Origin of the sequence: Rhizobium sp. TRM95796 (assembly GCF_025779995.1) — a bacterium.
Lineage (GTDB): Bacteria > Pseudomonadota > Alphaproteobacteria > Rhizobiales > Rhizobiaceae > Rhizobium_E.
Map to the genome: position 1 here is coordinate 276,481 of NZ_JAOXHE010000001.1, position 19,130 is coordinate 295,610.

Below are 19,130 nucleotides of genomic sequence, written 5' to 3' on the forward strand. Positions count from 1 at the left end.
CCGGCGAGACATGCGTGTGCGCAGCGAGCAGGAATCGAGCCCTTGAAAGTGAAGTTTGCATGAGTGAACCCTTGGGAGGCGAGAGCGAGGCGATCCATTGGCCTTCGCTGATCGCTGCGATTGCGTCCATCTCCGCCGTGGGCATCGCCATCGGTCTCGGGCTTCCTCTCTTGTCGTTGCTGCTCGAACAGCGTGGAATTCCCTCGTCGCTGAACGGCCTGAACACCGCCACCGCCGGCATCGCCGCGATGATCGCGGCCCCGATCACCACCAAGCTCGCCCATGATTACGGCGTGGCGACCACCATGATCTGGGCGGTTTTCGTCGCCGCGATCAGTTCGCTCGGCTTCTACTATATCGAGAATTTCTGGGCCTGGTTTCCGCTGCGCATCGTCTTCCACGGCGCAACGACCACGCTGTTCATTCTGTCGGAATTCTGGATCAACCATGCGGCGCCGCCGTCGAAACGCGGTTTCGTGCTCGGCGTCTACGCCACGGTCTTGTCCATGGGCTTCGCCGGCGGCACGGCGATCTTCTCGCTGGTCGGAACGCAGGGCGTGCTGCCCTTCGTGATCGGCGCGCTGGTGATCACGCTGGCCGCGATCCCGATCTTCATCGCGCGCAAGGAAAGCCCCTATCTCGACGAGAAGCCGCGCCAGCATTTCCTGCGCTATACATTCGCCGTGCCGACCGCCATCATGGGAGTGTTCGTCTTCGGCGCGGTCGAAGCGGGCGGGCTGGCTTTGCTTCCGGTCTATGCGACGCGTTTGGGCTTCACCGAATCCCAGGCGAGCACGCTGCTGACGGTGATGGCGATCGGCAATGTGGCGCTGCAGATCCCGATCGGACTGATGGCGGACCGCATTCGCGACCGCCGCCTCTTGCTTCTGACCATGGGCGTGATCGGTCTCATCGGCGCCTTCCTGCTGCCGCATGCCTCGTCCTCCTGGGTCAAACTCGCCATATTGCTGCTGATCTGGGGCGGGGTGGTCGCCGGTCTCTACACCGTCGGGCTGAGTCTCATCGGCCAGCGATTCTCGGGGTCGGATCTGGCGGCGGCCAACGCGGCCTTCATTTTCTTCTATGCGGTCGGCACGGTGGCCGGTCCGGCGGCGATCGGCGCGGGCATGGATCTCGGCGGAACCGATGGTTTCGCCTGGACTTTGACGGCCTTCTTCGTGGTCTTCGTGGTCTTCGCTCTCTACCGCCTGATTTTTCATCCGCGCCGGACTTGACTTTCCAGGCTTTATGCGTAGTTTCGCGCCAGATTTCGCCGTGGCCTCACCGGTTTTCACGGCGTCAACTTTTTAAGGGCAGTACGACCATGGCGAAAGCAACCACCATCAAGATCAAGCTTCTCTCGACGGCTGACACCGGCACGTTCTACGTGACCACCAAGAACAGCCGCACCTTCACCGAGAAGATGGTCAAGACCAAGTATGACCCGGTCGTGCGCAAGCACGTCGAGTTCAAGGAAACCAAGATCAAGTAGTCTTGGTCTTCCGGTTCCGGAATGAGAGCGCGTCGCCCACCGGCTGACGCGCTTTTTGTTTGTGCTGATCAGCGGATGTCGCGACGTCGGAAGGCCTGGATGACCGCGCCCAGAACCGACACCGCGATTTCTGCCGGGCTGATTGCGCCGATATCGAGCCCGATGGGCGCATTGATGCGGGCGATCTGATCCTCGGTCAGGCCAAGCGCCAACAACCGCTCCACCCGCTTTGCATGCGTCTTGCGGCTGCCGAGCGCGCCGACATAGAAGCAGCCGGCCTTCAAGCCCGCCGCGATGGGATAGTCGTCGATCTTCGGATCATGCGTCACCGCGATCAGCGCCGTATAGGCGTCAAGCGACCGCGCATCCAACACATCCTCTGGCCAATCGGCGACAAGATTGACGCCCTCGAACCTTTCCGGCGTCGCAAACGCGGTGCGCGGATCGATGACGCTCAAATCAAAGCCTGCAATGGCCGCCATCGGCGCCAAAGCCTGAGTGATGTGAACGGCGCCGATGGCGACGATGCGCGGCGGCGGAACCTGGACATTGAGGAACAAACGCTTTCCGTCGATCTCGACCTGCGCCGACTTGCCGCTGAGAAAGGCCGTCCTGACGGCTGCGGCGAGACTGTCGTCGACAACCTCTCCCTCCGCAATCAACCGCCCGCCACCCTGATCGAGATCGGCGACATAGATGGACGCGCGCCGCTCCGCCCTCAGCGCGTTCAACCGGACGAGATCCGCGCGCTTCATCAGGCGATCCTTTCCACATAGACCGCGATGCGGCCGCCGCAGGACAGCCCCACGCGCCAGGCGGTCTCGTCGGCGACGCCGAATTCCAGCATCTTCGGCGCGCCTGATTCAATCACCTCAAGAGCCTCGGAGATGACGGCGCCCTCGACGCAGCCACCGGACACCGAGCCCTCAAAATTGCCGTCGGCGTCGATGACCAGATGCGATCCCACCGGTCGCGGCGCCGAGCCCCAGGTTTCGATGACGGTGGCGAGCGCCACGCTGCGGCCCTCTCCGGTCCAGGCCTCGGCGATATCGAGCGGATCAAGCGGCATGGCTTTCAGTCCTTTCGTCTTTCGGGAAGAAACCGGCGCGGATCGGCGTCACGCGCGTGAGCGCCAGACAGCGCTTTGGCGAGATCGCCGATGGCGTCCAGATTGTGCACGGCGCGGAGTTCGTCGACATGGGCGGCCATGGCGATCACGCCGCGCGCCCGCGCCTCGAAACCTTCGAAGCGCAGGAGCGGATTGAGCCAGATCAGCCGCCGGCAGGAGCGATGCAGCCGGTCGGTCTCCTGGGCCAAGAGTGCGGCGTCGTCGCGCTCCAGCCCGTCGGTGATCAGCAGAACGGTCGCGCCCTGCCCCAGAACCCGGCGCGCCCAGCGACGGTTGAATTCCTTGAGCGTCTCGCCGATACGGGTGCCGCCCGACCAGTCCTTGACCGAGCCGAGGCAGAGCGCCACCGCCTCGTCGGGATCGCGGTGACGCATGGCGCGCGTGACGTTGGTCAGCCGCGTGCCAAACACGAACGTATGCACCCGCTTGCGGCGCTCGGTCAGCACATGCATGAAATGCAGGAAGATGCGCGAATACTGACTCATCGAGCCGGAGATATCGGCGAGCACCACCAGGGGCGGCTGCACCCGCCGGCGTTTGCGCCATTTCGGCAGCATCAGGTCGCCGCCGGTGCGCATGGCCGCCCGCAGCGTGGCGCGGGCGTCGAAGCGGGCGGGACGCTTGGAGGGCTCGTAGCGCCGGGTCAGAACCTCGTCCATCGGCAGCGTCAGTTTGGCCAGCGCAATCCGCGCCTCGCGCAGCTCGACGGCGCTCATCTGGGCGAAATCCATCTGCCGGAAGGTTTCCCGCTCGGAGACGGAGAAGCGGGAATCGATCTCGATCTCCTGCCGCTCCCGCGTCTGCTCCGGCCGCTCGGCATAGAGCGCATCTGTGGCGCGCGCCTGCGCCGGCCGAGGCTTTTGCTTCTCGCCCAGATCCGGCGTCATGCGCGACAGCATCTGGATCAGCTTGCCCTCGAAATCGCGCGGCCGCCAGAAAATCTCGAAGACTTCGTCGAAGACGGCCATGTCCTCATGCCGCTTCACCAGCGTGGCCGATAGCGCCGTGTGGAATTCGTCGCGGGAGCCGACGCCGATCGCCTCCGCCGCCTCAATGGCGTCGATCACCGCGCCCGGCCCGATCTTCAGGCCGGCCCGACGCAGCGCCCGCGAGAAATGCACGATATTGTCGGCGAAGCGGCCTGCGCCCGGCGCGACCGGGGGAACGACGAAACCGTCCTGAACGCTCGAACGACCCTCGATCATGGCCTCGCCTAGCCCGCCGCCAACAGTTCGGCCTTGACGGCGTCGAGCGCCTGGCGCCCCTCGCTGCCCTGAATGCGGGCGATGTCTTCCTGATATTTGAGCAGCGCGCCGACCGTGTCGGAAATCGTTTCCGGATCGAGGGCGACGCGATCGAGTTCGGTCAGCGCGGTGGCCCAGTCGATCGTCTCGGCGATGCCAGGATTCTTGAACAGGTCCAGCGTCCGCAGCCGCTGCACATAGCCGACGATTTCGGAGGCCAGCCGCTCGTTGCAACCGGGGACCTTGCGCCTGACGATGGCGAGTTCCAGTGACGCGCTGGGGTAATCCACCCAGTGATAAAGGCAGCGGCGCTTGAGCGCGTCATGCACTTCGCGGGTGCGGTTGGTGGTGATGATGACGAGCGGCGGCTCGGCGGCTTTGATTGTGCCGAATTCCGGGATCGTCACCTGATAATCGGAGAGGATTTCTAGCAGGAAGGCTTCGAAAGCCTCGTCGGTGCGGTCGAGTTCGTCGATCAAGAAGACGGGCGCCGCGCCAGAGGCATTGGATAGAGCCTGCAGCACCGGGCGGCGGATCAGGTGCTTTTCCGAAAACAGATCTTTTTCGAGCCGTCCGCGATCGGTGACGCCCTCCGCTTCGGCCAGCCTGATATCCAGCATCTGGGCCGGGTAATTCCATTCATAGACGGCGGAGGAGACGTCGAGCCCCTCATAGCATTGCAGCCGGATGAGTTCGCGACCAAGCCCCTTGGCCAGCACCTTGGCGATTTCGGTCTTGCCGACGCCGGCGTCGCCTTCGAGAAACAAGGGACGCCTGAGCTTCAGCGCGAGATAGAGCACGGTGGCGAGCGACCGCCCTGCCAGATAATCCTGACCTTCCAGAAGCCGCAGCGTTTCGTCGATCGAAGCGGGCAGCGCGGTCTGGACCATCAGGCGAACTCCTCTCGACCCGCGGTCGCGCGGGCATCCGTCCGCGCCAGACTACAGCGAATGATAGGCACGGTCCATATAGACGAGCGCGGCATCCTGCCCGCCCAGTCGCAGGGATGCGACTTCGCCGATCAAAATCGTATGGGTCGTGTAAGGAATCATCTGCGCGATGCGGCAATCATAGGTCGCCACAGCATCCTTGAGCGCCGGCGCGCCGGTGGCCAGCACGTCCCACTCGGCCTTTGCGAAGCGCTCGTCCATGGTCAGCTTTTCCAGACCGGAAAACGCATGGCTTAGCGGCTGGTGATGGGCGGCGAGCGAATTCAGCGCGAAGACGCCGCTGTCGAAAAAGATCTTGTTCTTCTCATTGTTGTGGTTGAGGCAGACGAGCACCGTCGGCGGCGCATCCGACACAGAGCAGGCCGCCGTGACCGCCACGCCGCGTCTCTCGCCGTTGAACGCCGTGGTGACGATCTGCACATGTCCGGCATAACGCGCCATGGCGTCGCGATAGAGTTTGGATTCGACCAATGTCTTCCCGCCTTCATTTGTTTGGTGACAGGCTATATACAGGTGAAGGATTGAAAAAGTTCGAAGCGACGCGATAGGCGCTTGCGAAATTGCGCCAATACGGCTTTTGATGCGCATTCATCCCCAGGGGACGAAAACCTATGTCGATCAAGCCGTTCCTCCTCGCCGCCCTCGTCGCGGCCTTCGCGTCTTCAGCGCTGTCCGCGCCGATCAAGATCGCCGTCGTGGCGCCAGAGGGCGACGCGCTGGGACTGCTGGGCGATCAGGCGCGGCGCGGAGCGAACGCCGCAGCCGGCGACAGAGCCGAACTGGTGATGCTGAGCGAGAGTTGCGAGGACGGCTCCGGCCCGAAACTCGCCGACATGATCAAGGCGGCCGGCGTCCAGGCGGCGGTGGGCTTTCTCTGCACGGACTCGCTCGACGGATCGCTCGCGCCCCTATCCGAAGCGAAGATCCCGGTGATCACCATCGGCATCCGCGCGCCCATCCCCATGGAAGACGCGCTCAGGCATGGCTGGCCGCTCTTCCGTCTCGCGCCGGGTCCGCAGGCCGAACGCGAGCGCATCACTGAAACCATTCGCCGCTACTGGGCCGACAAGCCCTTCGCCCTTCTCGACGACGGCACGATCACCAGCCGCGACACCGCCGAATGGGTGCGTAATGCGCTGGAGACGCAAGGGCTGAAGCCGACATTCACCGATACGTTCCGCCCCGCCCAGGAAGTGCAGACGCAGCTGATGCGGCGGCTTGCCAAAGCCAGCGTCACCCATGTTTTCGCCGCCGCCGATCGCGCGGACATGGCGGTGATCGCGCGCGACGCCAAGAAAGCGGGCCTGCCGCTGGTCTTCCTCGGCGGCGACGCCTTGAACGCCGTGGATATGGATGCGCCGCTGGAATCAGGCGTCCTCGCCGTGACGACGCCGGACTGGACCGAGCAGCCGGACGCCAAGGCGATCGTCGAGGCGCTGGCAGCTACCGGGCAGTCTGCCGATGGCTACGCCCTGCCCGCGGCGGCGGCCGTGACCATCGCTATCGACGCCGCCGAAATTTCCGCCAACAGCGGCGCCGACCTCGCCGAAGCGCTTGTCGACACGCCGTTCGACACCGCCATAGGGCTAGTCAGTTTCACCAAGAGCCATGAACTGGAGACCAATCCCTTCACGCTGATGCGCTGGACGGGTGAGCGCTTCGAGCCGGCCGTGACGGTGGAGTAAGTCGCGTCAGAGGCTTGTGCCCGCAGGCGGACTCAAAGTCTCAACCTGGTGACTCATTCTCTGAGCCGCCGCCTCCAACTCCCGGAGATGTCTATGAAAGCGGGTTTGCGCAATCTCATCACCGACGTCGCCGGCCTTAAGATCGGGCATGCGACGGACGCCCGGCTGAAATCCGGCGTCACCGCCATCCTTTGCGACCGGCCGGCGGTTGCAGCCGCGCATGTGATGGGCGGCGCGCCTGGAACACGCGAAACGGATCTCCTGGAGCCGCACAACACGGTTCAGGAGGTGGACGCCATCACGCTGTCGGGCGGCTCGGCCTTCGGCCTCGACGCCGCCTCCGGCGTGCAATCGGCTCTGCGTGAAAAAGGCCGCGGCTTTGCGGTCGGTCCGGTCAAAGTGCCGATCGTGCCCGCCGCCATCCTGTTCGACCTCCTGAACGGCGGCGACAAGAGCTGGGGACGCCACTCGCCCTATCGCGATCTCGGCTGCGAGGCGGCGCTCTCAGCTTCGGTCGAGTTCGACCTCGGCTCGGTCGGCGCCGGCGCTGGCGCGCTGACGGCGGGGCTCAAGGGCGGGCTCGGTTCGGCCTCCGCCATTCTGCCGGGTGGCTTTACCGTCGGCGCTCTCGCCGCCGTCAATGCGCTGGGTTCCGCCACCTTCGGCGCCACGCCCTATTTCCGCGCCGCCGCCTTCGAGCTCGACGGCGAATTCGGCGGGCTGGGCATGCCGCCGCGACTGCCGGACGACGCCACCAAGATCTTCACCAAGATGGATATGGGCCAACCGAAAGACGCCAACACCACCATCGCCGTAATCGCCACCGACGCTATCCTGACAAAGGCCGAAGCCAAGCGGCTGGCGATGGCGGCGCATGACGGTTTCGCCCATGCGCTCTGGCCTTCGCATACGCCGTTTGACGGCGACATCGTCTTCACGCTGGCGACAGGCGCATCCGGGCGCCGACCAGAGCTGATGGATTTCGTGGCGCTGTCGGCCGCAGCCGCAGCCGTCATGGCCCGCGCCATCGCCCGCGGCGTCCATTGCGCCGAACCGATGGACGGCGATCTCCTGCCGGTGTGGACGGACCGCGCCCGCGCCTGATAGTCTTCCTGCTTGAAAACGCGATTCACGGAGCCGTCCATGCGCGCCTGGCTTACAGGTCTCCTTCTCGCCGCTGCGTGCGCCGCGCCGGCGTTGGCCGATCCCACCGGCTCGTGGCTGGTGAATGGCGGCAATGCCGACGGATCGGGGGCGTATCAGGGGAAAATCACCGTCACGCGCAACGGCGAAACCTATAGGGCGAACTGGGTCGTCGGTTCGACCAAATTCACCGGCACCGGCATCGGTGGATCCATGATCGATGGCGTCTTCACCCCCGCGCCGGCCTCGGAAAGCGATACGGCGATTTCGATCCTGTTTCGCAGCGGCAAGGATGTCGGCCTCGCCGTCTATTCCGAACAGGGGGACGGCAGTTGGAGCGGCGCATGGACCTATGAGAACGTCGATCGCGTCGCCTATGAGACCTGGACGCCGAAAGACGGCGCGCGCGCATCGGCCAAAACCAAGACGGCAACCACGAAAGTGGAGTCCAAGCCGCGCGCCCAGGCGCCGGCGCCGCCCAAACCCTGACCCCCATCACTCATAACGGAACTCTCTTGTCCACGATCGAAATCTATGTCGACGCCGACGCCTGCCCGGTGAAGCCCGAAATCCTGAAAGTCGCCGAACGGCATGGCCTGAGGGTGACGCTGGTCGCCAATTCCGGCCTGCGCCCGTCGCGAGATCCGCTTGTGCGCAACATTATCGTGTCCAACGGTTTCGACGCCGCCGACAACTGGATCGCCGACGAGGTCAAAACCAACGACATCGTCATCACCGCCGACGTGCCGCTCGCCGTGCGCTGCGTCGCCAAGGGCGCGCATGTGACCGGCCCGACCGGCCGGGTCTTCGATCAAACCAATATCGGCATGGCCTCCGCCATGCGCGATCTCGGCCAGCATCTGCGTGAAACTGGCGAAAGCAAGGGCTACAACGCCGCCTTCTCGCCCCGGGATCGCTCGGCCTTTCTGGAAACGCTGGAGAAACTGTGCCGGCGGGCGAAGGCGGCCGTTTAGGCGGGATCGGCTTCATCCAAGGCTGCAATCATCTGCCTTATCGTGATCAGCATCGGTGGTAGGTGGTTCCGGGCTATGTCCCACATGATCATCGTGTCGACCCGCTCATACTCGTGCCGCAGCAAATTTCCGATGCCGATGATCTGCATCCACGGAACAGACGAATATTGGTCGCGCAACTCCGGCGACAAGAGCTTGGCAGCTTCTGAGATGATTGAAATTGCACGCTCAGTCGCGCGCTCGAGCAGATATGACCCTGCGTAATCGTCGACCGTCTTCCCCTCCAGAGCCTCAATGACGCTCGCGATATGAAACTCTATATGTTTCAATCGGAGTAGCGGGTTCCTACTGATCACTAGAACACCTTGATCGCCGTCGCTTCGATGTCCGCTCGGTAGAAGTCTACAAGTCCCTCTCGCGTCGTGTATGACAGGCTCTCACGAGGAGCTATTTCGGCCAGAATGTCATAGGACGCCATGAATTCGGTAAATCCGAAGCGCGATGGATCGCTTTTGTCGATGAAAAGATCGATATCCGATGCCGGTCCGGCTTCATCGCGGGCGACGGAGCCAAAGAGATAAAGCCCGCCGACGCCGAGATTTCTCAGTCTCGGCTCCAGCGCTTTCAGCTTCTCGATCACGACATCTCTGTTCATGCCTCACAATGTAGCGCCTATAGACTGAAAAGTCATCCAGCGCCGATTTGACACTCCCCATCGGCCATGCGACGTGAGGACATATCGATCATCCCGCAGTGAGAGGATCACCATGCTCCCCATCCTCCTCGTCGCGCTCGGCGGCGCGCTCGGCTCCGTCGCCCGCTATCTCACCGGCGTTTTGACCACCCGCCTGTTCGGCCCGAGCTTCCCCTGGGGCACGATGGTCGTCAACATCGTCGGCTCCTTCGCTATCGGCCTTCTGGTGGAATTGATCGCGCGCAGGCTCAGCGCCTCCATGGAGATGCGGTTGTTCCTGGTCACCGGCGTCATGGGCGGCTTCACGACGCTGTCGTCTTTCTCGCTCGATTTCGCCACCCTGTTCGAGCGCGGCGATCTCGGGCTCGCCTTCGCCTATGTGGCGGCGACGCTGGTGATCTCGATTGCCGCGGTTTTCGCGGGGCTGGCGCTCGGACGCGCTTTGCTCTAAAGCCTGCCGAAAAGGAAAATTGAGACGATGGCTGGCGTAGAGCATAAACAGGTGGAAACAGACGAAGCGGGCATGCGGCTCGATCGCTGGTTCAAGGTTCATTATCCCGGACTGGGCTTCGGCCCGCTGCAGAAGCTCCTGCGCTCCGGCCAGATCCGCATTGATGGCGGTAGGGTGAAATCCGACACCCGCGTCCAGGCCGGCCAGACGGTGCGCGTGCCGCCGCTCGATGTCGACGAGAAGAAGGGCAAGCCCCTGTCGGGCAAGGAGCTCTCGCATTCCAGCGATCACGAGCTCCTGTCGCGCATGGTGCTGTATGAAGACAAGAAAGTCATCGTGCTCAACAAGCCGCATGGCCTGCCGGTCCAAGGCGGCTCGGGCGTGGTGCGCAATGTCGACAAGATGCTGGAGGCCTGGACCAGCCCGCGCGGCGAAAAGCCCCGCCTCTGCCACCGCCTCGACCGCGACACGACCGGCGTGCTGGTGATCGCCCGGACCCGCGGCGCAGCGCAGGCGCTGACCGGCGCCTTCCGCGAGCGCGACACCAAAAAGACCTATTGGGCGCTGGTCAAGGGCATGCCCAAGCCGCATGAAGGCAAGATTTCGACCTGGCTGGTGAAGGAACAGACGCCGGACGGCGACCGCATGCGCGTCGCCAAGCATGGCGACGACGGCGCCGATCACGCGGTCTCCTACTACCGTGTCCGCGAACACGCCGCCCAGCGCCTGACCTGGTTGGAAATGGAGCCCTATACCGGCCGCACCCACCAGCTGCGCGTCCATGCCGCCCATATCGGCCATCCGATCATCGGCGATCCCAAATATTTCGAGGCCGAACAAGGCTGGGATTTCCCGGGCGGCGTGCAGAACAAGCTGCATCTGCATGCCCGCCATATCGACATTCCGCATCCCGACGGCGGCCGCCTGCGCGTGACCGCCCCCCTTCCCCCGCATATGGTCCAGACCTGGAACCTGCTCGGCTTCGAGGAAGGCAACGGCGACGATTACGGGGAATGAGCCTTGAAACTTGTCCTGTTTGATTGCGACGGCACGCTGGTCGACAGCGGCCGCCTCATCCACGAAGTCATGGTCCGCACCTTCGTGCATCACGACATGCCCGAGCCGACCTATGAGGCGACGAAGGCGATCATCGGCGTCACGCTCGACAGCGCCATCGCCCGCATCATGGGCCAGGAGCATATCGACGAGCGCGTGGCGGCGATGACTGCGCATTACAAGGCGATCTATGGCGATGTCCGTGCTCTGCCGCATTTCCAGGAGCCGCTGTTCGACGACATCGCCCATGTGATGGCGACGCTGTCGGCGCGCGAGGATCTGCTGCTCGGCGCCGTCACCGGCAAGTCGCGGCGCGGGCTGAACCTGATCATTGAATCGCATGGTTTTGAGAAGACCTTCTTCGTGTCGCGCACGGCGGATGATTGCCCTTCCAAGCCGCATCCCGCCATGGTGCTCGAATGCTGCGCGGAAGCCGGTATCGACGCTTCCGAGACCATTGTCATCGGCGATTCCATTTACGATATAGGCATGGCGAAAGCCGCCGGCGCGAAAGCGCTCGGCGTGTCCTGGGGCTATTGTGCGGTCGACGCTCTCTGGGACGCCGGCGCCGACGCCGTGCTTCATGCCCCCTTGGAGATCCTGGCTCATGTCTGAAGACGATCAATCGCTACGCGACATTTTCAGCGACCTCGCCGCGCCGGTCCTGTCCGATGAAGACCCGACCCGACGGGCGCAAATCCAGATGAAGCGGCCGCTGCCGAAGCGCTTCTACAAGGACGTGTCGGTGCAACAGACCGAGGGCGGTCATCAGATCCTGCTCGACGGCCGGCCGGTCAAGACGCCGATGAAATCGGCGCTCGTCCTGCCGACGGCGGCCGCGGCCGGGATCGTCGCCGCGGAATGGCGCGCTCAGGGCGAAGAGATCAACCCTGCGAAAATGCCGGCGACCCGTCTCGCCAACACCGCCATCGACGGCATAGCGCGCGAGATCGATGCGGTTGCGGAGGACATCGTCTCCTTCGCCGGCACGGATCTCGTCTGCTATCGCGCAGAACATCCGGAGCGGCTCGCAAATCTCCAGGCGGCGCATTGGGATCCCGTCTTGTTCTGGGCGGCAGACGATCTCGGCGCGCGTTTCATCCTCGTCGCCGGCGTCATGCATCAGGAGCAGCCGCCCGAGGCGCTCGACGCTTATCGCAGTGCCTTGGCCGATCATCGCCATCCGCTGGCGCTCGCCGCCCTGCACACGATCACCACCCTCACCGGCTCGGCGCTTCTCGCTCTCGCTTTCGCCAAGGGTCGCCTCGACGCCGAGGCCGCCTGGACCGCCGCCCATGTCGATGAAGACTTCAACATCGCGCAATGGGGAGCTGACGCGGAAGCGGAAGCCCGTCGCAAGGCCCGCTGGGTCGAGATGAAGACTGCAGCCGATCTGTTCGGCGCCATGCATCAGCATCAGGCCAACGAGACGACGGATCCGTGATGGCGAAACTGGCGCGGGATTGGGACGCCTACAGGCTCGGCGACCGTGAGGTCAGCAACAATGTCTGGAACAAGGGCGATCTCCAGTCCGGCGTCGACTACCGCCAGACCGTTACATACGATCCCTCCGATCTCAGCCGTGACATCACTTTCGCCTGGAACTGGCCGTCTTCTTCGGATGATGTACTGGCGTATCCCGAGCTCATCGTCGGCTACAAGCCATGGGACGCTTCACTGACGCCCGCGCAGCGGCCTGACAGCCTGAGCAGCCGGATTTCGGATGTCAAGAATTTCGTACTCTCACATGACATCACGATCGACGGGCAGCCCCGGAACTTCAATGTCGCCTATGATTTGTGGCTGACCGACAAGGAGCTCGGCGGCAGCCAGACGATCACCACCGAATTGATGGTCTGGGCGCATGCCTATGAGTTCGACATCGACCCCGCATCGGTCGTCGGACACTATGTCAATCGCGGCGTCGACTACACGATCGTCACCTACGGCGATTTCCAGGCGGGCGAAAACGACCAGACCTGGCGCTATATCGCCCTTATCCCCGACAAGGACGCTCTCCGGGCCAGCATCGACATGCGCGACGTGCTGACCGAACTGATCGGCCACGGATTGGTGAAGGAAAGCGACTTCGTCTCCGGATATGAAATCGGCGCGGAAATCGTCCGCGGAAAGGGGCGCGTCACGCTCGACAGCGTGGAGCACCGCTTTTCGACCTATGACGCAAGCGCCGGCGCCGATCTGCTCAAAGGCGACGGAGGCCGGGACCGCCTGTTCGGCAAAGGCGGCGACGACCGGCTGCATGGTCGGGGCGGCGACGATTATCTCGACGGCGGCGCCGGTGCCGACCTGCTGTCCGGCGGCGGCGGCAAAGACGTCTTCGTCTTCGATCATATCGGCAAAGAGATCGACACCGTTCGCGACTTCAGCTCGGATCACGATCGGATCGAGCTGGACGCCGATGTCTTCGCGGCCCTCGGCAAGGGCGAACTGGATGCCGGGGAATTCAGGCAAGGCAAGGTTTTCGGAGACGCGACGCGGATACTTTATATCCGCGAGACCGGCGCGCTCTTTTACGACGCGGACGGGGACGGCGCAGCGAATGGCCGGCGACTGATCGGGGTATTGTCCAACACCCCGACGCTGCAAGCGGATGATTTCCACATCGTCTGATCGGCTGTTTTGCCTCCTTGCCGCTCTCGTTAACTCCCCGCTAACCATAAACGTTCATGGTCGCTTAAGCACTTGCTTATGGGGGATTCGAACGATGCTGGGGCTTTTTCTGCGCGTGGTCGTCATCTTTGCGGCTGGCCTGCTTCTGACCGCCTGCGGTACCAGACCAAAAAGCCTGCCGGAAGCGACACAGATTTACGAGGTCCGCGCCGCGCTGGTCACCGGCAACGCAGGATCGCCGAAGAAGCTGATGAGCGCCATCCAGGACCGGCTCGACGACGCGATCGCCGCAACCGTCCGCCCGACCCCGATGCCGAGGGCGGTGATGACGGTGCATGTCGTCGGCGTCCAGCAGGTGCCGACCGAGGATGGATTGCAGACGCAAACCGAAATTTCGGTGATGCTGAGCGATGTCGTGTCGGGTCATCCCGTCCATGTCCGCAGCTACCTTGTGCTCAGCCTGTCGGTCGACCGGCGCGCAGCGAACTGGGCGGCGGCGGAAGCCATCGCGGCGCGGCTGCGCTACGAATATCGCCTGAACCAACCGCCGATCGTCAAGCGCCTGACCCATGACCCCCGTCTGTCGACGCAGATTCGTCCGTCCCTGCCGACGACCGAACAACAAACGCAGCCGGCCGCCGAGCAAGACTATAAGCCGGTCGTCATTCCTCTGAAAAACGCGCCCGTGGTCGGCGCGGATCAGGATCCGCTGTTGAACTCCAAAACCCCCGTCGCGGGACAGGCGACCCCGGCGAAGGTGCCGCAGGCCGGCTTGAACGACGCCGCGCAGCCGGACGCCGCCGCCCCAGCCACCGTGGAAGACGGCGCCAAGGCGAAGGTCGTGATCATGCCGAAGAAGTCGGAAGCGCCGGCGTCGCCGGAAATCGGCGCCCAGGCCGAGGCCGCGCCGCAGACGACACCGGCGACCAACCAACAATCTGCGCCTGCGCCGGCGGACGATCGCGAGCCCTGCGTGGAAACGCTGGAGAAGAAATGCTGAGCTCAGACAGGTGAGACGCCATACGAAAAAAGCCCGGTCTCCCGGGCTTTTTGATTATTTGCCGAGCCGCTCGGCATGCCAGCGCAGATGATCGTCCATGAAACTCGAAATGAAGTAGTAGGAGTGATCGTAGCGCTCGTGATTGCGCAACGTCAGCTTCATGTCGGTGTTCTCGAGCGCTTCCTCGAACAGCCAGGGCCGAAGACCGGTCTGCAGGAAACTGTCGGCGAGTCCCTGGTCGATCAGGAATTCAGGAAAGGTCATGCCGTCTTCCACCAGCGCCACGGCGTCATATTTCCGCCAGGTCAGTTCGTCCGTCCCGAGATATTTCTCGAAGGCCGGACGCGACCAGTCCGCGGTCGAAGGCTGGACGATCGGCGCGAAGGCCGAGCAGCTCTTGAAGCGATCGGGATGTTTCAGCGCGATGGTGAGCGCGCCATGGCCGCCCATGGAATGGCCGAAAATACCCTGCCGGGTCATGTCGGCGCGGAAGGTCTTGCCGATCAGTTCGGGCAATTCCTTGGTGATGTAGGTGTACATCTGGTAATTCTCGGCCCAGGGCGCTTCGGTGGCGTCGAGGTAGAAGCCCGCGCCCTTGCCCATCTGCCAATTGGTCAACTCGTCCGGCACGTCGTTGCCGCGCGGCGAGGTGTCGGGGCAGACGATGATCAGGCCGAGCTCTGCGGCGAGACGACGATATTCGCCCTTTTCCATGACATTGGCATGCGTGCAGGTCAGTCCCGAAAGATACCAGAGCACAGGACACAATTCGTCCTTGGCCTGGGGCGGCACGAAGACCGCGAAGGTCATGTCGCATTTGCAGGCCTCCGAGGCATGCGAGAACACGCCCTGCATACCGCCATGGGCGGTGGTTTCGGAAATGATGTTGAGCATAGATAGTCTCCTGTGAACGTCAGTGGCGTCAATGGGCGGCGCGCGTGGCGGCCAGCCATTGGTGAAGTTCGTCTTCGAAGCCGGGCTTCATGCGTCCGGCGATGCGCGCGCAGGCGTCGAAGACGCTCGACAGGTCGTCGTTGGGGTCGGTGACGGCGGCCTTGATCTCGGCAACGTAATCCTCGAAGCCCCGATAGCGCTCGGCGTTCTGGGCCGCGTTGCGCAACAGCGATCCGAGAAGCGCGATCGTCGCGGTGTAGAGCGCCTTCAACCGATCGAGATCGGACATTTGCAGCGATGGGCGCTGTGTCGTGACATAGATATCGATATATTTGAACAGCGTGTCGAATTTCGCCGCCCAATCGGGCAGGCCGGCATCGAGATAAAAGCTCCTGACCGTCGCATCGATACTCGCCTGGCGGCGCCAGCGACCGAGATCATAGCGATAGAGCGTCGAGGGATCGTGGACGACTTTGCCTTCAAACAACAGCGACGTCGTCACCGCCCAGTCGAAATCGCCGATCACGGTCCTGCGTCGGCGCCAGTAGGGCTCGTGCACCGCCAGAAAGGAATCGCGCCTGAAAAAGCTGTAATAGAGAGAATTGCAGCCGCCTCGGCGTTGGGCATAGGCGTGAAACCTATCGACAGCGGTGTCCTCCGGCAAGGCATAGTCGAGCCGTCGCAGTTCCGGCTCCCCTTGGGCGAAAATTACCACGCTTGGCCGCGCTCCGACGCAATCGGCGGGCAGCCGGGCGAGATCGAGCATCGGCGCCCCGGCCACCTCTTCGATGAAGTCGTCATCGCCGACCGGAAGGATGAAAGGCGTATCAGCGGCCTCGACCGTCCGCATCAGATTGTCGAGCGGCCCCGCGCCCGGATTTTGCAGCACCGTCGCTACATCGCAAGCCTGCGCATAATAGCCGGCCTTGTCGAGATCATCGGAATTGTCCGAGATGATCAGCCGACAGCCCCGCGCGCGCGCATAGGCGATCATATTGTCGATCGAGGGCTTGGCCGTGGCCAGCGGTCGTCGGCTCGGCATGCAGAGACTGACAAGAGCCATTCCAAACCCTCACTTCTCGCCCCGCTCCTCGCGAAGCTTCGCCCAATATTGCAGGCGCTTGTTGATTTCCCGCTCGAACCCACGCTCCGGGGGCGCATAATAGCGGCGGCGGCCCATTTTTTCCGGGAAATAATTCTGGCCCGAAAAGGCGTCCGGCTCGTCGTGATCGTAGCGGTAGCCGTCGCCATAGCCTTCGCTCGACATCAGCTTGGTCGGAGCGTTCAAAATGTGCTTGGGCGGCAGAAGCGAACCATTGGCCTTGGCGTCGCGCACGGCAGCCTTGTAGGCGAGATAGGCTCCGTTGGATTTCGGCGCGGTGGCGAGATAGATGCAGGCGTTGGCGAGCGCCAGTTCCCCCTCCGGCGATCCCAGGAAGTCGTAGGCGTCTTTCGCGGCGTTGCAGACCACCAGAGCCTGCGGATCGGCAAGCCCGATATCCTCAACCGCCATGCGCACAAACCGGCGCGCGACGAACAGCGGATCTTCGCCCGCGTCGAGCATCCGGCACATGTAGTAGAGCGCGGCGTCGGGATCCGAGCCGCGGATCGACTTGTGCAGCGCCGAGATCAGATTGTAGTGCCCGTCTTGGCCCTTGTCGTAGATCGGCGCGCGACGCTGGACGACATTGAGCAATTGCGCGGAATCGAAGAGTTCGCCGTCGCGCGCCGCCCGCCACACTTCCTCCGACAGCGTCAGGATGGCGCGTCCGTCGCCATCGGCCAGCGTCAGGAGAAGCGCGCGCGCTTCCTCATCGACCGGCAAAGGTTTGCCCATCTCGGTCTCGGCGCGGGCGAGCAGCGAGGCGAGGCTCGCTTCGTCATGCGATTTGAAGGTCAGCACCCGGGCGCGCGACAGAAGCGCGGCGTTGAGCTCGAAGGACGGATTTTCGGTGGTGGCGCCGACCAGCACGATGGTGCCGTCCTCCATCACCGGCAGGAAACTGTCCTGCTGGGACCGGTTGAAGCGGTGGATCTCGTCGACGAACAGCAGCGTCTGACGCCCCTGCTCCCGCCGCATCCGCGCCGCCTCGAACACCTTTTTGAGGTCGGCGACGCCGGAAAAGATCGCCGAGATCTGCTCGAAATAGAGATCCGTCTCGCGGCTCAACAGCCGCGCCACGGTGGTCTTGCCGGTGCCGGGCGGGCCCCAGAAGATCATGGAGCCCAGGGATTTCGCTTCGATCATGCGCGTCAACGCGCCGTCCGGCCCGGTGAGGTGCTCTTGGCCCGAGACTTCGGCGAGGCTCTTTGGCCGGAGACGATCGGCGAGCGGCCGGATCGCGTCGGCGACGCCGGCATGATCGAACAGGCTGCTCATCGAATGAACTGCCGGATGCGCTGGCCGCCGCGATCGATTTCCACCCGCCAAAAATTCGGGTCGGATTCGAGCATGGCCTGCAGGCCCTCCGTGGAGGTGATCTCCTGGCCGTTGATGGCGATGATGATGTCGCGCGGCTCGAAGCCGAGGCGGGCGGCGGGCGACCCGCGCGAGATTTCCTCGATCACCACGCCGGTGGCTTCGGCCGGCATCTGCAGTTCCTGGGCGAGCCGCGGCGAGAGATTGGCGACCAGCGCCCCGGCGAAGGGATTGCGACCGTCGATCAGTCGCTCGTCCTTGGGCCGCGTTTCCGGCGCCTGCTGCAGGGTGAGGCTGACTTCACGCTCTTTGCCGTTGTCGGACACGGCCAGCGTGACCGTCGAGCCGAGGCCGGCGGTGGTCAGGCGATAGCCGAGCGCGTCGGGATGTTCGACGGCCCGGCCATTGACGGCGGTGACGACTTCGCCGGGCTTCAGGCCGGCTTTGTCGGCCGGACCGTCCTTGACGATTTTGGTGACGAGGGCGCCGCGGGCGAGTTTCAGGCCGAGCGCCTCGGCGACTTCCGACGTGACGGGCTCGAAGGAAGCGCCGACATACGGGCGCGTGAAGCCGCTCTGGCCGCCGCGCGCCGCCTCGATGAACACTTTGACCAGATTGGCGGGAATGGCGAAGCCGATGCCGTTCGAGCCGCCGTCGCGCGAGACGATGGCGGTGTTGAGGCCGATCAACTCGCCGCGCATATTGATCAGCGCGCCGCCGGAATTGCCGGGATTGATCGAGGCGTCTGTCTGGATGAAGAAGGAGAAATCGCCCTCGCCCACCCTGTTGCGGGCCAGCGCGGAGACGATGCCGGAGGTGACCGTCTGGCCGACGCCGAAGGGATTGCCGACCGCCAGCACGAGATCGCCGACCTCGACGCCGTCGGAATCGCCGATCGGCAGCGCCGCGAACGAGCCGCCGCCCTGGACTTTCAGCAGCGCTAGATCGAGCCGCTCATCCTTGAACGTGACCTTGGCGGAAAATTCGCGTCCGTCCGACAGCGCGATCTTGATGTCGTCGGCGCCGGAGATGACATGGTTGTTGGTGATGACGAGGCCGTCCTTGCCGATGATGACGCCGGATCCGAGAGAGCTCTGCTTCTCCGTGCGGTTCGGCAGGCGCTGCCCGAAGAATTCTTCGAAGAACGGATCGGAATAGAGCGAGGGCCGCTGGACGACTTTTTCGGCGTAGACATTCACCACCGTTCCCGCAGTCTGTTTCACCAGCGGCGCAAACGACAGCTGAATTTCTGCGCGGCTTTGAGGCAGCGCTTTCGTCTCTTCCGCCCCGGCCGGGACGGCGATCGACAAGGCCATGATCATCAACAGGAAGCGCGGACGAAACAGCATGTGATTCCCTTTTTTCTTG

At 63.7% G+C, this 19,130-nt stretch carries 23 protein-coding genes; 12 read left to right on the top strand and 11 right to left on the bottom strand.

The features are described 5' to 3' along the window. The first annotated feature begins 59 nt into the window (after window positions 1-59). Both OCK01_RS01380 and rpmG read left to right on the top strand, forming a co-directional pair. The gene (locus tag OCK01_RS01380) at window positions 60-1,235 is read left to right on the top strand and encodes an MFS transporter (protein WP_263822365.1); all 1,176 of its coding nucleotides are present in this window, start codon (window positions 60-62) and stop codon (window positions 1,233-1,235) included. A gap of 89 nt (window positions 1,236-1,324) precedes the next feature. Further along, window positions 1,325-1,492 (top strand): 50S ribosomal protein L33, encoded by a 168-nt coding sequence (gene rpmG / locus OCK01_RS01385; RefSeq protein WP_137153468.1) that lies wholly within the window; start codon window positions 1,325-1,327, stop codon window positions 1,490-1,492. A 68-nt stretch (window positions 1,493-1,560) separates the two neighbouring features. On the opposite strand, the gene OCK01_RS01390 is transcribed toward rpmG, so the two are convergent. The 5 genes from OCK01_RS01390 to OCK01_RS01410 are packed head-to-tail and all read right to left on the bottom strand — an operon-like array spanning window position 1,561 to window position 5,256. Continuing rightward, the gene (locus tag OCK01_RS01390; RefSeq protein ID WP_263822366.1) at window positions 1,561-2,247 is read right to left on the bottom strand and encodes an XdhC family protein; all 687 of its coding nucleotides are present in this window, start codon (window positions 2,245-2,247) and stop codon (window positions 1,561-1,563) included. Continuing rightward, window positions 2,247-2,561, bottom strand: coding sequence for an XdhC family protein (locus OCK01_RS01395; RefSeq protein WP_263822367.1), 315 nt, complete (start codon window positions 2,559-2,561; stop codon window positions 2,247-2,249). Before OCK01_RS01395 ends, OCK01_RS01390 begins: the two co-directional genes overlap by 1 nt. A 5-nt stretch (window positions 2,562-2,566) precedes the next feature. Then, on the bottom strand, window positions 2,567-3,826 hold the full coding sequence (locus tag OCK01_RS01400; RefSeq protein WP_263822368.1) for a vWA domain-containing protein: 1,260 nt from the start codon (window positions 3,824-3,826) through the stop codon (window positions 2,567-2,569). Between the two features lie 8 nt (window positions 3,827-3,834). Next, window positions 3,835-4,755: an AAA family ATPase gene (locus tag OCK01_RS01405; RefSeq protein ID WP_263822369.1), complete on the bottom strand. Its 921-nt coding sequence runs from the start codon at window positions 4,753-4,755 to the stop codon at window positions 3,835-3,837. A 51-nt stretch (window positions 4,756-4,806) separates the two neighbouring features. Next, window positions 4,807-5,256, bottom strand: a complete 450-nt coding sequence (locus OCK01_RS01410) for a flavin reductase (protein WP_263823142.1) — start codon at window positions 5,254-5,256, stop codon at window positions 4,807-4,809. Window positions 5,257-5,426: 170 nt separating this feature from the next. Here OCK01_RS01410 and OCK01_RS01415 point away from each other — a divergent pair, with 170 nt between their 5' ends. The 4 genes from OCK01_RS01415 to OCK01_RS01430 all read left to right on the top strand — a co-directional run bounded on the left by OCK01_RS01415 (window position 5,427) and on the right by OCK01_RS01430 (window position 8,617). Continuing rightward, a complete protein-coding gene (locus tag OCK01_RS01415) occupies window positions 5,427-6,500 on the top strand; it encodes an ABC transporter substrate-binding protein (RefSeq protein WP_263822370.1) in 1,074 nt (357 codons plus the stop codon). A 93-nt stretch (window positions 6,501-6,593) separates the two neighbouring features. Further along, on the top strand, window positions 6,594-7,604 hold the full coding sequence (locus OCK01_RS01420) for a P1 family peptidase (RefSeq protein ID WP_263822371.1): 1,011 nt from the start codon (window positions 6,594-6,596) through the stop codon (window positions 7,602-7,604). A gap of 39 nt (window positions 7,605-7,643) precedes the next feature. Further along, window positions 7,644-8,132, top strand: a complete 489-nt coding sequence (locus tag OCK01_RS01425; protein ID WP_263822372.1) for a hypothetical protein — start codon at window positions 7,644-7,646, stop codon at window positions 8,130-8,132. Window positions 8,133-8,158: 26 nt separating this feature from the next. After that, entirely contained in the window at window positions 8,159-8,617 is a 459-nt protein-coding gene (locus OCK01_RS01430) for a YaiI/YqxD family protein (RefSeq protein WP_182826117.1), read from the top strand. On the opposite strand, the gene OCK01_RS01435 is transcribed toward OCK01_RS01430, so the two are convergent. Together OCK01_RS01435 and OCK01_RS01440 are read right to left on the bottom strand one after the other, a co-directional pair. Further along, complete coding sequence (locus OCK01_RS01435; RefSeq protein WP_263822373.1) at window positions 8,614-8,946, bottom strand: DUF86 domain-containing protein; 333 nt, start codon at window positions 8,944-8,946, stop codon at window positions 8,614-8,616. The two genes, OCK01_RS01430 and OCK01_RS01435, sit on opposite strands and share 4 nt — an antisense overlap. 26 nt (window positions 8,947-8,972) lie before the next feature. Then, window positions 8,973-9,272: a nucleotidyltransferase family protein gene (locus tag OCK01_RS01440; RefSeq protein WP_182826115.1), complete on the bottom strand. Its 300-nt coding sequence runs from the start codon at window positions 9,270-9,272 to the stop codon at window positions 8,973-8,975. A 112-nt stretch (window positions 9,273-9,384) separates the two neighbouring features. Between OCK01_RS01440 and crcB the strand changes: the two genes are divergently transcribed. The 6 genes from crcB to OCK01_RS01470 all read left to right on the top strand — a co-directional run bounded on the left by crcB (window position 9,385) and on the right by OCK01_RS01470 (window position 14,449). Further along, window positions 9,385-9,762: a fluoride efflux transporter CrcB gene (gene crcB, locus OCK01_RS01445; RefSeq protein WP_263822374.1), complete on the top strand. Its 378-nt coding sequence runs from the start codon at window positions 9,385-9,387 to the stop codon at window positions 9,760-9,762. A gap of 27 nt (window positions 9,763-9,789) precedes the next feature. Continuing rightward, window positions 9,790-10,779: an RluA family pseudouridine synthase gene (locus tag OCK01_RS01450; RefSeq protein ID WP_263822375.1), complete on the top strand. Its 990-nt coding sequence runs from the start codon at window positions 9,790-9,792 to the stop codon at window positions 10,777-10,779. Between the two features lie 3 nt (window positions 10,780-10,782). After that, window positions 10,783-11,433 (top strand): HAD-IA family hydrolase, encoded by a 651-nt coding sequence (locus OCK01_RS01455; RefSeq protein ID WP_263822376.1) that lies wholly within the window; start codon window positions 10,783-10,785, stop codon window positions 11,431-11,433. Then, a complete protein-coding gene (locus OCK01_RS01460; RefSeq protein WP_263822377.1) occupies window positions 11,426-12,262 on the top strand; it encodes an ATP12 family chaperone protein in 837 nt (278 codons plus the stop codon). Before OCK01_RS01455 ends, OCK01_RS01460 begins: the two co-directional genes overlap by 8 nt. Further along, window positions 12,262-13,449 carry a GH12 family glycosyl hydrolase domain-containing protein gene (locus OCK01_RS01465; RefSeq protein ID WP_263822378.1) on the top strand — a complete coding sequence of 396 codons (1,188 nt, stop codon included), beginning with the start codon at window positions 12,262-12,264 and terminating at the stop codon, window positions 13,447-13,449. The genes OCK01_RS01460 and OCK01_RS01465 overlap by 1 nt, the downstream gene beginning before the upstream one ends. Window positions 13,450-13,543: 94 nt before the next feature. Further along, entirely contained in the window at window positions 13,544-14,449 is a 906-nt protein-coding gene (locus OCK01_RS01470; protein ID WP_263822379.1) for a hypothetical protein, read from the top strand. A 54-nt stretch (window positions 14,450-14,503) separates the two neighbouring features. Here the strand turns inward: OCK01_RS01470 and fghA are convergent, their stop codons facing one another. From fghA to OCK01_RS01490, 4 genes are read right to left on the bottom strand one after another with little or no spacing between them, the layout of a single operon-like run. After that, window positions 14,504-15,343 (bottom strand): S-formylglutathione hydrolase, encoded by an 840-nt coding sequence (gene fghA, locus OCK01_RS01475; RefSeq protein WP_263822380.1) that lies wholly within the window; start codon window positions 15,341-15,343, stop codon window positions 14,504-14,506. A 28-nt stretch (window positions 15,344-15,371) separates the two neighbouring features. Beyond that, window positions 15,372-16,406: a hypothetical protein gene (locus tag OCK01_RS01480; RefSeq protein ID WP_263822381.1), complete on the bottom strand. Its 1,035-nt coding sequence runs from the start codon at window positions 16,404-16,406 to the stop codon at window positions 15,372-15,374. Window positions 16,407-16,415: 9 nt separating this feature from the next. Next, the gene (locus OCK01_RS01485; protein WP_263822382.1) at window positions 16,416-17,723 is read right to left on the bottom strand and encodes a replication-associated recombination protein A; all 1,308 of its coding nucleotides are present in this window, start codon (window positions 17,721-17,723) and stop codon (window positions 16,416-16,418) included. Next, on the bottom strand, window positions 17,720-19,111 hold the full coding sequence (locus OCK01_RS01490) for a DegQ family serine endoprotease (protein WP_263822383.1): 1,392 nt from the start codon (window positions 19,109-19,111) through the stop codon (window positions 17,720-17,722). Before OCK01_RS01490 ends, OCK01_RS01485 begins: the two co-directional genes overlap by 4 nt. Window positions 19,112-19,130: the final 19 nt, after the last annotated feature.

Bases quoted from the DNA above. Each gene is read 5' to 3' on its own strand.
- OCK01_RS01380 (WP_263822365.1), top strand. From the start codon at position 60: ATGAGTGAACCCTTGGGAGGCGAGAGCGAGGCGATCCATTGGCCTTCG.
- rpmG (WP_137153468.1), top strand. From the start codon at position 1,325: ATGGCGAAAGCAACCACCATCAAGATCAAGCTTCTCTCGACGGCTGAC.
- OCK01_RS01390 (WP_263822366.1), bottom strand. From the start codon at position 2,247: ATGAAGCGCGCGGATCTCGTCCGGTTGAACGCGCTGAGGGCGGAGCGG.
- OCK01_RS01395 (WP_263822367.1), bottom strand. From the start codon at position 2,561: ATGCCGCTTGATCCGCTCGATATCGCCGAGGCCTGGACCGGAGAGGGC.
- OCK01_RS01400 (WP_263822368.1), bottom strand. From the start codon at position 3,826: ATGATCGAGGGTCGTTCGAGCGTTCAGGACGGTTTCGTCGTTCCCCCG.
- OCK01_RS01405 (WP_263822369.1), bottom strand. From the start codon at position 4,755: ATGGTCCAGACCGCGCTGCCCGCTTCGATCGACGAAACGCTGCGGCTT.
- OCK01_RS01410 (WP_263823142.1), bottom strand. From the start codon at position 5,256: ATGGCGCGTTATGCCGGACATGTGCAGATCGTCACCACGGCGTTCAAC.
- OCK01_RS01415 (WP_263822370.1), top strand. From the start codon at position 5,427: ATGTCGATCAAGCCGTTCCTCCTCGCCGCCCTCGTCGCGGCCTTCGCG.
- OCK01_RS01420 (WP_263822371.1), top strand. From the start codon at position 6,594: ATGAAAGCGGGTTTGCGCAATCTCATCACCGACGTCGCCGGCCTTAAG.
- OCK01_RS01425 (WP_263822372.1), top strand. From the start codon at position 7,644: ATGCGCGCCTGGCTTACAGGTCTCCTTCTCGCCGCTGCGTGCGCCGCG.
- OCK01_RS01440 (WP_182826115.1), bottom strand. From the start codon at position 9,272: ATGAACAGAGATGTCGTGATCGAGAAGCTGAAAGCGCTGGAGCCGAGA.
- crcB (WP_263822374.1), top strand. From the start codon at position 9,385: ATGCTCCCCATCCTCCTCGTCGCGCTCGGCGGCGCGCTCGGCTCCGTC.
- OCK01_RS01450 (WP_263822375.1), top strand. From the start codon at position 9,790: ATGGCTGGCGTAGAGCATAAACAGGTGGAAACAGACGAAGCGGGCATG.
- OCK01_RS01460 (WP_263822377.1), top strand. From the start codon at position 11,426: ATGTCTGAAGACGATCAATCGCTACGCGACATTTTCAGCGACCTCGCC.
- OCK01_RS01465 (WP_263822378.1), top strand. From the start codon at position 12,262: ATGGCGAAACTGGCGCGGGATTGGGACGCCTACAGGCTCGGCGACCGT.
- OCK01_RS01470 (WP_263822379.1), top strand. From the start codon at position 13,544: ATGCTGGGGCTTTTTCTGCGCGTGGTCGTCATCTTTGCGGCTGGCCTG.
- fghA (WP_263822380.1), bottom strand. From the start codon at position 15,343: ATGCTCAACATCATTTCCGAAACCACCGCCCATGGCGGTATGCAGGGC.
- OCK01_RS01480 (WP_263822381.1), bottom strand. From the start codon at position 16,406: ATGGCTCTTGTCAGTCTCTGCATGCCGAGCCGACGACCGCTGGCCACG.
- OCK01_RS01485 (WP_263822382.1), bottom strand. From the start codon at position 17,723: ATGAGCAGCCTGTTCGATCATGCCGGCGTCGCCGACGCGATCCGGCCG.
- OCK01_RS01490 (WP_263822383.1), bottom strand. From the start codon at position 19,111: ATGCTGTTTCGTCCGCGCTTCCTGTTGATGATCATGGCCTTGTCGATC.